The organism is Tenacibaculum agarivorans (assembly GCF_001936575.1).
GTDB classification, from domain to species: domain Bacteria; phylum Bacteroidota; class Bacteroidia; order Flavobacteriales; family Flavobacteriaceae; genus Polaribacter; species Polaribacter agarivorans.
The window spans coordinates 95,677-107,639 of record NZ_MSMP01000005.1 but is presented as its reverse complement, the minus strand read 5'-3'; the positions used below and the strand labels follow the sequence as shown (position 1 = coordinate 107,639).

The 11,963-nt window shown below is 29.6% G+C and carries 11 protein-coding genes; 1 reads left to right on the top strand and 10 read right to left on the bottom strand.

The annotated features are described in order from the left end of the window. The 4 genes from hemF to BVC87_RS05270 form a co-directional block, all read right to left on the bottom strand. Nucleotides 1-906, bottom strand: a complete 906-nt coding sequence (gene hemF, locus BVC87_RS05285; RefSeq protein ID WP_075341314.1) for an oxygen-dependent coproporphyrinogen oxidase — start codon at nt 904-906, stop codon at nt 1-3. A 75-nt stretch (nt 907-981) separates the two neighbouring features. Then, entirely contained in the window at nt 982-1,848 is an 867-nt protein-coding gene (locus BVC87_RS05280; protein WP_075341313.1) for a tetratricopeptide repeat protein, read from the bottom strand. A 107-nt stretch (nt 1,849-1,955) separates the two neighbouring features. Next, complete coding sequence (locus tag BVC87_RS05275; RefSeq protein WP_075341312.1) at nt 1,956-2,660, bottom strand: LytR/AlgR family response regulator transcription factor; 705 nt, start codon at nt 2,658-2,660, stop codon at nt 1,956-1,958. A gap of 1 nt (nt 2,661) precedes the next feature. Next, nucleotides 2,662-3,681: a sensor histidine kinase gene (locus BVC87_RS05270; RefSeq protein WP_075341311.1), complete on the bottom strand. Its 1,020-nt coding sequence runs from the start codon at nt 3,679-3,681 to the stop codon at nt 2,662-2,664. 221 nt (nt 3,682-3,902) lie between these two features. Between BVC87_RS05270 and BVC87_RS05265 the strand changes: the two genes are divergently transcribed. Beyond that, complete coding sequence (locus tag BVC87_RS05265; protein ID WP_075341310.1) at nt 3,903-4,646, top strand: S1 family peptidase; 744 nt, start codon at nt 3,903-3,905, stop codon at nt 4,644-4,646. Nucleotides 4,647-5,050: 404 nt separating this feature from the next. Here the strand turns inward: BVC87_RS05265 and BVC87_RS05260 are convergent, their stop codons facing one another. From BVC87_RS05260 to BVC87_RS05235, 6 genes are all read right to left on the bottom strand, one after another. Next, the gene (locus tag BVC87_RS05260; protein WP_075341309.1) at nt 5,051-5,779 is read right to left on the bottom strand and encodes an EI24 domain-containing protein; all 729 of its coding nucleotides are present in this window, start codon (nt 5,777-5,779) and stop codon (nt 5,051-5,053) included. Nucleotides 5,780-5,849: 70 nt separating this feature from the next. Continuing rightward, nucleotides 5,850-6,449, bottom strand: a complete 600-nt coding sequence (locus tag BVC87_RS05255) for a TlpA family protein disulfide reductase (RefSeq protein WP_159439321.1) — start codon at nt 6,447-6,449, stop codon at nt 5,850-5,852. A 20-nt stretch (nt 6,450-6,469) separates the two neighbouring features. Continuing rightward, complete coding sequence (gene hemE / locus BVC87_RS05250) at nt 6,470-7,498, bottom strand: uroporphyrinogen decarboxylase (RefSeq protein WP_075341307.1); 1,029 nt, start codon at nt 7,496-7,498, stop codon at nt 6,470-6,472. Nucleotide 7,499: 1 nt separating this feature from the next. Then, nucleotides 7,500-7,964: a protease complex subunit PrcB family protein gene (locus BVC87_RS05245; protein WP_075341306.1), complete on the bottom strand. Its 465-nt coding sequence runs from the start codon at nt 7,962-7,964 to the stop codon at nt 7,500-7,502. Nucleotides 7,965-7,975: 11 nt separating this feature from the next. Next, complete coding sequence (hemL, locus tag BVC87_RS05240; protein ID WP_075341305.1) at nt 7,976-9,265, bottom strand: glutamate-1-semialdehyde 2,1-aminomutase; 1,290 nt, start codon at nt 9,263-9,265, stop codon at nt 7,976-7,978. A gap of 29 nt (nt 9,266-9,294) precedes the next feature. Then, nucleotides 9,295-11,958, bottom strand: coding sequence for a toxin-antitoxin system YwqK family antitoxin (locus BVC87_RS05235; RefSeq protein WP_075341304.1), 2,664 nt, complete (start codon nt 11,956-11,958; stop codon nt 9,295-9,297). Nucleotides 11,959-11,963 lie beyond the last annotated feature (5 nt).

Sequence of the window (11,963 nt, the reverse complement as noted above, 5' to 3'; positions counted from 1 at the left end):
CTACTTAACCCAAGTTATTGGTTTAGCTAAAACTTTCAATAACTCAGCTTCTGGTGTTCCATCTTCTGGTATATGATTATATTTCCATTGTACCGTAGGTGGTAAACTCATTAAAATACTTTCTATGCGACCGTTTGTTTTTAAGCCAAAAAGTGTTCCTCTATCGTGAACTAAGTTAAATTCAACATAGCGTCCACGTCGAACTTCTTGCCAATCTTTATGTGCTGGCGTATATGAAGTATCTTTTCTTTTTTCAACTATTGGAACATAACTGTTTAGAAAACTATTACCTACTTCCGTTACAAAATCATAACGATCTTGCATAGAAAATTCTTCTGTTTCCTTTAAATAGTCAAAAAATAACCCTCCTACTCCTCTAGCCTCATTTCTATGTGAATTCCAAAAATAATTATCACAGGTTTCTTTGAATTTAGGATAAAATTCTGAGTGATGTGCATCACAAGCTTCTTTACAAACTGTATGGAAATGTTTGGCGTCTTCTTCAAACAAATAATAAGGAGTTAAATCTTGTCCACCTCCAAACCATTGTGTAACAATCTCTCCTTTCTCATTATACATTTCAAAATAACGCCAATTTGCATGTACTGTTGGTATAAAAGGATTTTTTGGATGCAATACCAAACTTAATCCACAAGCAAAAAAATCACCCGTTTCTACTTTAAATTGTTTTCTTAGTACTTCAGGTAACTCTCCATGAACAGCTGATATATTTACGCCTCCTTTTTCAAATACATTTCCATTTTCAATTACACGAGTTCTACCTCCTCCACCTTGTTCTCTTTTCCATATGTCTTCTTGAAATTGAGCTTTACCATCTATGGTTTCTAGCGTAGTAGTAATGGTATCTTGTAATTTTTGAATATAGGCGTAAAATTGATCTTTCATTCTTTCATTTCTATTGTACCGCAAAAGTAATTATTATCAAGAACGTAATTTCAATCTTACGCCATAAAATATAAACTATAATTTTCCTAAACTATCTAGCTTTATTTTAGACAAACGATACACTTCTTTTAAATTTTCACTATTCCTATACATTTCTCCATAGGTAAATGCTTTTTCAACAGATTGTAAAACTTTAGCATATTGCTTATTTCTATAATACACGTAATTCTCAAACTCTGAAAAATAAACATCGTTTTTTGCAATTGCACCATACTCTATTGCTTTATTTAGATATTCTAATGCCTTAGTATATTCTTTTTTATCGTAATATACGGCCGCCATAAACTCATAACCTTTTGGCAAATTTGGAATAATTTCAGTACTCTTTTTATAACACTCAAGAGCCTTATCGTGTTCTTTACTGTAATAATAAGCCATACCTAAAGACCATATAGCAGCTGCACTATCTGGGTACATATCAACCACTTTTTGAAAGTATTTTTGTGCCTTTGGATAATCTTCTTCAACTAAAAGTGAATATTCTGCTTGTATTAGATCTCGTTCTGATTGCAATCTAGATTTCTTTGATAGTTCATAGGCCTTGGTTACTTTTTTCTTATACTCATTTTCGTCGGTTTCATAAAAAGAGCCCATTAAAACTCCACTTGGATAATCAGGATCTAACATTTTAATTCTGGCTGCTTTTTTTTCATATTCTTCTTTATCTCCATAGAAATAGAAACTTTTTTCTAAATCGTTAAGTAATTGATGTACCTCAGGAACTTTAGAATCAACAGCTAAGGTAAATCCATGAGTATTTAAATCTTTTGGAGCATATTTTTTTACAAATTCATCTTCTTTTTCTCTTTCTGTTTTGTCAATTGAACAAGAAATAATATTAGTAAAAATTAATACTATACTTATAATGTTAATGGTATTCATATCATCTATTTTTTAAGATTCATACCTCTAAATTATAGAAGATATAACTCTATTTTTTCTTTAATAGACCATGATAGTGTAAGAGTATATGAATACCTTTAATATGACTAAGTTCTTGTTAACACTTGTTGCACTTCCTTAAAATAACTAGAACCTATAGGAATTTCTATATTTCCTATTTCTACATCTCTTTGTGTAAATGCTGTTATTTTATCTAAGGATATAATGTAAGAACGATGTGTTCTCAAAAAGAGATGTTTCGGCAACTGTGTAGCTATTTTTCCTATGTTACTTTTTACTATGAGCCTTTGGTTTTTAGTATGAATTCTAACATAGTCTTTTAGGCTTTCTATATATAGGATATCTTCAAAAATAATTTTTATGTGTTTCTTATTTATGTTGACATAAAAGAACGAATTATCATTGATTTGTGATGGCTCCACTTGTTTATTTATGAAACTACTTCTTTCATGATAACGGTCTATCGCTTTTATAAAACGATCAAATGAAATAGGTTTTAACAAATAGTCTACGATATCTAAATCGTAACCTTCAATCGCATATTCTCTATATGCAGTGGTAATAATTACTTTAGGAGGAGATTTAATTGTTTTTAAAAAATCTAGTCCTGTTAATACAGGCATTTCGATGTCTAAGAATATCAGATCGATATGTTCTTTTTTTAGTACTTCAAATGCTTCTATTGCACTATAACAACTTGCTACAATTGTTATATCATTAAGTTTGTTTATATGATTTTGCAGCAATTCTATTGCAGGAGATTCATCATCTACTAATAAACAACGTAACATATCAATCTATTTTTAAAGTTAGTCTAAGGTTAAAAAATGAATCTGTTTCTTCTGTGATCAACTCATGTTTTTCTGGATAAATTAAATCCAATTGCCTCTGAATATTAGAAAGACCAATTCCATTTTTATAACTATCTGTTTTATTATCTTTTTTAGTAGCACTTATAGTATTCCATACTACAAATTCAATGGTAGAATCTAACTCTTTAAGACTTATGTTAATCGTAGGTTTTTCAATACTACCACTAGCTCCATGCTTAAATGCATTTTCTACTATAGACAAAAGTAATAATGGAGTTATTTTTAATTCTTTATGTTGAATTTCTTTTTCAAAACTAATCGTTATCCTATTTCCATACTTAATTTGTTCTAATGCTAAATAATTTTCAATAATCTGTATTTCTTCTCTTAATGCCACAAAATCATGTTGACTTTTATATAAAATATAGTCTAAAATTTCTGAAAGTTGTAGCACCATATCAGGAGCTTTGGGAGATTTTATAAGCACATAAGAATATAAATTATTTAAGGTATTAAATAAGAAATGAGGATTTAATTGCGCTTTTAAATACTTAAGCTCTGTTGTGATTTTTTCTTTTTGTAATTGAAAAATTTTCTCTTTCTTAATTTCTTGTTCTTTATTGACTTTATAGAAGTACATTAATAGCGCAGGAAAATGAAAGGATAGCATATAAAAAGGAAAATCGACCAAACTTAATAAAGGATATGGTCCATCTGCACAAAAACGGTCTAGATAAAAATACCCTATAAAGCGAAATAAAATGACTAGTACGATAATTACACCTAGCATTGATACTGCAAAACTGATATATTTCTTTTGTTTTAGATACGAAGGAACTTGCCAATAGTTAAATGCATATGCGGCTAGTATTAGTAACGGAAATTTCACTAATGTAGTTATTACTGTTTGCTCAAATAATTCTGGATCTGTAGAGGAGAAAATATAGAACAAGAAAATTCCTATCCAAAAAAGAATATGCTGTACTATTTTTTTCTTCATAAAGTTCATTTTGGAAATATACTAAATTTACATACGGTATATTTCAGAAATTGATAAACACCCAAAATGCATCGATAAAACAGTATTAACTATATAAGAATGTAAAAGTATACTACAACATAGCATACGTATTCTTTTAATAGTTGTTTATCTTTTTAAAATTATTGATGCTTGCTAACTTTATAAATTAGTTGAAACAAATCGTATTATAATAATAACATATGAAATTATTTAAAGCTATAGCAATCATATTTACACTTACGTTAATTAGTAATTGTTCAACAACACAAAGGTTACAAAAAACACCAATAGGATTAATCAATAATGTTTCTTATAAGGATGCTAAGTTCAATAATCCTAATGCTTCAAACGCTTTTCTAGTTGATTATAACAATACCACATATGCCATAACTGCTAAACATATTTTAATTATTGCAAAAAATGATAAAATGAAATTTATTGATTTTGAAGGTAGTTTAAAGGAATGGAAAATGCATCCTAAAAACGATAGTACACAATATATTATAACTGATAAACTATTAAATACAAATAGGAAAGATTCTTTAACATGGAATTATATGAATACTAATTGGAATACATATAATGATTGGTTAGTCTTTTCTGTTAAAGAGAATACCACAAATCATAAGCCTCTTAAATTTAGAGCTTCTACATTACAAAAAGGTGAACCTTTATATGCTATCGGTTGGACGTATAAAGATAGTATAGGAAATCAACGTGTATATGAATATACATTTGATAAAACCGAAAATAATTATCATTCTTTGTTACAAATAAAAGGACCGAAAAGCTTAGGAGGTTTAAGTGGATCTCCCGTAGTTGATCAAAAAGGAAAAGTAGTCGGTTTAGTAACCTCTGGTTGGAAAGATGATAAAACGCAGGAAACTTGGTTAGAGATTACTCCTGTTGATAATATTATTTCATTTCTATCTAAAATAAAGTAATATATAAAAGTATAGAAAGTACGATCTAAAATTTTTGAACCGTACTTTCTATTTTTCTATTTTAACGTAAATATTGAAAAAGAAATTCTTACCAGTAAAATCTTTAATAATTTGCTAAAAAAAGCTATTTAAAAAAATCAATCCCCCCCTCCTTTGTCTTGATACAAAGGAGCAAAAATCAAGATTTATGATAAGAATAAAAAAATACTACGGTAACTCCAGCCACAGATGAAAAGAACTCGCTGTTGCTCAAACAACTTTTCATCTTAATTCCAATGCTGCTACCTTGATTTTTAAAAATTCTTATCAATAGATCTAATTCCCTTTAATAAAACCTCATTACAAACGTTTCATAAAATTTTAGTTATTAATTTCAAATTAACACATTACTGTTGAGTTAAAACTTATCTTATTTTACGAAGTGTTTGTGTAGTAGCAGCTGTTACTGAAAAAGGTAAAACTAGCAGTACGCCAACAAATGGAATTAATAAGAAAAGAATAAATACGATTCCGTTTCCTATTGCTGTACCTCTATTTTTTTGCACAAATGCTACTGTATCTTTATAATTATAATGACGTTCTAAGGTATAGTCCATATTTCCAAATCCTGCATAATATGCTTGTATTAAAAATAATAGGATCGATGAAAAAAGACCTATTACAGGAATAAAACTTAGTAGTAAAATAGGTATAGTTAATAGTAATTCTTTACCTATGTTTCTGACACTAATTCTGATACCTCTTGCCAAAGATTCTGAAAAGGTACTCGGCTTGTGTTGATGTTGCTTGCCATACAAATGTTCTTCTATTTTTAAAGAAACAGGACTCATAAACGGAGAAGCTAAAGCTAAAACTATATGCTTGTATAACATTAAACCTAAGGCAAAAATGGCTATTCCACTAAGTACATTACCAATAGCTGTAAAAGTTTCTTTTCCAAATTCCCATGGCCAAAGTTTAGCTAAGTAATATCCTAAATCATCTGATAAAAAGTAGGAAAATGTTCCAATAACAATTGCTGTTATTGCACTTATAATTACTGGAATAAAAAAATATTTCCACAAATTCAATTTTTTAATGATGGCTAATGCATCAAAATATGCTTTAATAGCGTTTATGGCTGATTGTATCATAGCTTAATTAAAATAAAAAACCTCTTTCAAAATTAAGAAAGAGGTTTTACATATTGTAATAATTAGAACTTTAATTTATAACTTGACTAATAAAAGTTTCTAATTCTTTAGTATTTGTATCTGTAACTTGATCCCAATTCATAGTTTTAGAAGGAGTGGCTGCACCTCTTTTAACATCTAAAAACTTCTTATTTTTGTCTATTAAATATGCTGTAGGATAATCTAATTTGTGAACGAATCCACTGATATCTAAGTTTCCTTTCTCAACTTTATCATCAGCCCCAGCAGGAATTAACGTAATTCTTGAATCTAACTTGTCTTGAAATCTTTTGATTTTATCTTTAGAATCCCAAAAAATCATAATAAACTCTACTTGTTCGTGATATTTTTTCACCATCCTATTTAGAGCAGGTACCTGTCCAAAACAAGGCGCTGACCATGTTGCTGCTGTAATTAATACTATCGGTTTTTTAATTTCTTTAGTACTGACTAATTTGTCTTGGTCTGTTTTAAAATCGTAGTCTAATAAATAACTATTTTTAATACAACTAATTAATTCTTCAGACGATTTACCTGCACAACTATTTACTGCTTGATTGTAATATGTTCTTTGTGCTAACATACTACTTGATGATACTATAACTAATAGTAAAGTAACTATTCTTTTCATGGGAATTATCATTTTAATTTTTATTCAGGTTTATATTCTTTTACCGCATCAACAAATGCTTTTGCGTTTTCTAAAGGAATATTAGGTAAAATCCCGTGCCCTAAGTTAACAATATATTTATCCTTTCCAAAATTGTTGATCATTTCTGTCACCATTTTTTTAATCTCAGCTGGTGGAGAAAGCAATCTTGAAGGGTCAAAATTACCTTGTAAAGTAATATTTCCTCCTGTTAAATATCTTGCGTTTCTTGCAGAGCATGTCCAATCTATTCCTAGTGCTGAGGCTCCTGACTTAGACATTTCATTTAAGGCGAACCAACACCCTTTACCAAATGCTATAACTGGAACTTCATCTTTTAACGCTTCAATTATGTCATTAATGTATTGCCACGAAAACTCTTGATAATCTACTGGAGATAACATTCCTCCCCAAGAATCAAAAATTTGTACAGCATCTACACCTGCTTTTACTTTTGCCTTTAAATAGGCAATTGTGGTATCCGTTATCTTCTTAAGCAATTCGTGTGCCAAAACTGGTTGTGTAAAACAAAATTCTTTTGCTTTATCAAAGTTTTTAGACCCTTGTCCTTGTACCATATAGCATAAAATAGTCCATGGAGAACCTGCAAAACCTATTAATGGAATTTCATTACTTAGCTTTTCTTTAGTAGCCTTAATAGCCTCCATAACATACCCAAGTTCTTCATTAACATCAGGTATAATTACATTGTCTAAACTTTTTCTATCACGAATTGGATTTGGCAAATACGGTCCAAAATTTGGTTTCATTTCTACCTCAACATTCATAGCTTGTGGTACCACTAAAATATCAGAAAATAAAATTGCTGCATCCATTCCATACCTACGAATAGGTTGCACTGTTATTTCAGAAGCTAATTCTGGAGTTCGACAACGTGTAAAGAAATCGTATTTCTTTCTTATCTCCATGAATTCAGGTAAATATCTCCCTGCTTGGCGCATCATCCAAACTGGTGGCCTATCTACTGTTTCTCCTTTTAAAGCTCTTAAAAATAAATCGTTTTTTATCATATTATTCCTCGACAAAAATTATCTTTTTGTCTGTTTTATTAATTGTAATTATATGTATTGGTTGTGTAATTGCCATACCAACCATATCTGTTGGTTTAGGACCGGTTCTTTTAATTACAATATCCAAAGTTTTATTTTTCGATAAAACTTCGTTTATCTTAATCGTATAACCTGTAGTATTCCTTACACTATCTATGGCAACAATTACACTTTTTTTTGAAAAATCTATGGTTGTTTCAAACTCTTCTGAAATTTTATACATTACATCTAGCTTAGCTAAGAAAACTTTCCACTCTTTAACAGACTGAATAACAAAATTTTCCTTCTCTCCTCCATCTTCCATACCTGCCATTACTCCTTGGTATACATTCTGAACCACTAGTTGTTCATTTGTCGTATTATTTACCACTTTTTGTGCACATGATACATAAAAAAGAAGTGTTAAGGCTAAGCTTAGTAATTTCATGATTCATTTTTTTACATTTCTGAAACTGCTTTCAATGCTTTGTCTATAGCTTGTTTCGTTTTCTTCAAATCTTTATCACTTAATGCACTTGATAAAAACCAAGCTTCAAATTGAGATGGTGGTAAAAACACACCATTTTTAATCATTTCCCAAAAGAAAGTTGCAAACTTTTTGGTATCAGATGTTTGTGCTTCTTCAAAATTAGTAACTTTTTTGCTCGTAAAAAATGGATTGATCATAGAACCAAATCTATTAACCGATAATTCAATAGCATACTTTTTAGCAGTAGATAGTAAGTACTCTTCTATTTCTTCCGCTATCTTATTAAATTTTTCGTACGGGTTTTGTTTCTTTAATTCTGTTAATGTAGAAATTCCAGCAGCCATTGCTATTGGGTTTCCACTTAATGTACCTGCTTGATACATTCCTCCTAAAGGTGCTACGTTCTCCATGATTTCATTTCTTGCTCCGTAAGCTCCTACAGGAAAACCTCCTCCGATAACTTTTCCTAAACAGGTAATATCTGCTTCTACTTCCAATAATTCCTGAGCTCCTCCAAATTTAGAACGGAATCCAGTCATTACTTCATCAGCAATTAAAACAGCACCATTCTTATGCGCTAAATCCTTTAACTCTTTTAAGAAATCATTTTGAGGTACAACTACTCCCATATTACCACCTACTGGTTCAATGATTACACCAGCGATATCATCATGCTTATCAAAATGAGCTTTAACACTATCAAGATCATTGTAATTCGCTATTAACGTATTTTGTACTGCTCCTTCTGGTACACCTTTACTTCCAGGTAAACTCAAAGTAGCTAAACCTGAGCCTGCAGCAACTAATAAAGAATCTTGATGACCATGGTAACATCCTGCAAACTTGATAATTTTATCTTTCCCTGTATAAGCTCTTGCTAAACGAATTCCACTAAGTACGGCTTCAGTACCAGAGTTTACAAAACGAACTTTATCCATACCTGGAAAAGCATCACAAACTATCTTAGCCAATTTAATTTCATTAGCAGTTGAGGCTCCAAATGAATATCCATTTTTTAATGCTTTTTCAATTGCTTTTTGAACTTTTTTATGACGATGTCCCAAAATCATTGGACCATATGACAAAACAAAATCTACATATGAATTTCCGTCTACATCTTTTATTTTACTTCCCTTCGCCTTTTCAATAAATAATGGATTACCACCTACAGAAGCAAATGCTCTTACAGGTGAATTAACAGCTCCAACTAGATTTACTAGCCCTTTATTATATAGTTTTTGTGATTTTTTAAAGTTCATTTGTTTATACTAGTTTTAAAAAGGTTGAATTACTCGTCTAATTCTCCTTCTATAAATTTCTCTACTTTAATTACTTTATTGTTTTTATCGTAATACTTTAAGGTACCTGTACCATCTTTTAAAGTTCCAACATCTAACTTCCCCCCTTTTATATCAAAATATTGAGGTATATTTAAAATATATCCATCTTCATCGAACTGCATTTCAATTTTTAATTGCTTTTTCAATTCTGGTAAGTTGTAATATTCCTTAACATTAGATCTATATCCATCTTCATTGTACAATGTTATCAAAGCTAAGTTTCCATTCTCAAAAAACTCTTTATGTACTCCTGTCTCATATCCTTCGTGATACATTTTTTCAGAATCTATATTCCCATTTTTGTAAAAAGTTCTATGAACCCCTTCTTGTTTACTACCATGAAATAATTTTTCTGACTTTATTTTTCCTTCCTCATAAAACTCTTTCACTTTTTTAATTACAAACTTATGGTCTTGTGATATTGTATAGTTCGCTTCTTCTTTAATATCTCCATTTCTATAAAAATGCTGCCATAAACCTATTTTTACCTTGTAATATAATGATCTTACTAAGGGAAGTGTTTCTTTGTTTGCTTTTATGTAATTTCCTTGGGATTCTACTTTACCATTATCGTAATAATAAATACACTCGCCAGATTTTTTTCCTTTAGCATAAGTTTCTTTAGACTTTATCTTACCATCATTATAATAATGGACAAATTTTCCTTCTCTCTTTCCTTTTACATAACTCTCTTGAGATTTCTTTTTTCCGTTATCATAAAAGCTTTTCCATTCTCCATTTTTACCACTATTCTGTCTATCATTATAAAAAAACAAATAATTTCCTACTTCTTTTACCTTTCCGTTCTCATAATAATATGTTGTAGTGTTCTTTCTATTGTCTTCAAATCTTATTCCTTTTACAACACTTTCTTTTTGACCATTTTCATAATAATCATAATTTTCAAAGGCCCCCATTTTTTCACCGTCAACATAAGTTATCACACTTTTCAATCTACCCTTCTCATAAGTTTTCCAAACTCCTTCTTTTTCGCCTCCCTTATAACTCCCTTCTTTTAGTATTTGTGTCCCATTTTCATTATACAATTTAAAAACTCCATGTTTTTTTACATAAACAGATCTTACTCCTGTTTTAAAATCCTTATGAGATTCTATTTTATATAAATTACCTGTAATTGTGTATTGTCTGGTTGTACTTGTACTATCTTTATAAGTTTTGAAGTATTCTTTTTTTATTTTACCATTGGTAAAATAGATATATTCCTTTTTTTCTAACAACTCTCCATTTTTGTATAATTTGTCTTCTAAAAGTTTTCCAGCCTCATTATATACCATCCACTGCCCTTCTTTTTTTAGATCCTTATATTTCCCTATTTTCTTTAATTGACTATTGTTAAAAAACACTTTAAATTCACCATTTATATGACCATCTTTATAATTGGTACTACTTTTTAATGCTGATTTTTCAGGGTAATACTCTTTAGTTTCTTGTTGATTAGATTTTTTAAAATGGATTTCTTTGTATAATTGGCCTTTCCTGTTATAATTTTTCCAAACTCCAACTTGCTTTCCTGCTCTATATTTCCCTGTTTCTACAAGTTGTTTTTCTTCTCCTAGGTAAGCATTATAAGTACCTGATAACTCTCCTTCATCATTATAACTTCCATATTGAATTAAAACAGGATTTCCTTCATCTTCTGTATATCTTCTTTTGATATATTTCCCTTTCTTTTTTCCATTCACAAAGTTTATTTCATTGGCTTTGGTTTCTCCATCACTCATATAAGTAATGAATAAACCATGTTTCTTTCCATTTTTATAACTTACCGTACTATCTAATTTTCCTTGGAAATTATAAAATTCTTGTTTTCCTTCTAAAACATCATTAACTAACCGTTTAACTTTTTTTATGCTTCCATCATTATTTTTATAGGTAAGAACTTTTAATTTTCCTTTTGCAGTTGTTTGTTCCTCAATAGAAACATTCTCTGGAATACCGTTTTCATATGTAAATATTTTTTCTAATTCACCTGTTTTTAAGTCATAAGCCTTAAATGTTCCATATCCATTTTTTAAAGTTCCATGATTGATTTTTTCTCCTTCACTATTAAAAAACTCAACAACATTAAATACCTTACCACTTTTATATGCTATTTTCCTGTGTAACTGGTTGTTCATAAAAAAAGAAGATACAACTCCATCTAATCGTCCGTTAGTATATGAGCCTTGTGAAGCTATTTTTCCGTTGGGATGATAACTCTTAAAATCTCCATGTTCTTTATTATCTTTTAAAGATATGATAGAAGAAATAGTTCCTCTATCTGTATAAAAAAACCATTCCCCTTCTTTATATTCTTTTCTTTGACCAAAAACATTAGCTTCATTAACTTTATAATAATCTCCTTTAGCCTTTAAGGTACCATTTTTGTGATAGTAGAAGTAAGTTCCTATTTCATATTTTTCTTTCGTGAGTTTTTTATTTAGTGTAAATATTTTTTTAAACAGTAAAGTACCTTCCTTATCTAATGTCTTTTCCTCTATAGCTTTCCCATAAATTTTATGAGATATAAATTTCTGTTTTGTGTTATTCTGTGATAAAACTAAAACGACCTGTAGAACAAAAAATAAGAATAGTACTTTAACTTTATTCATACCTC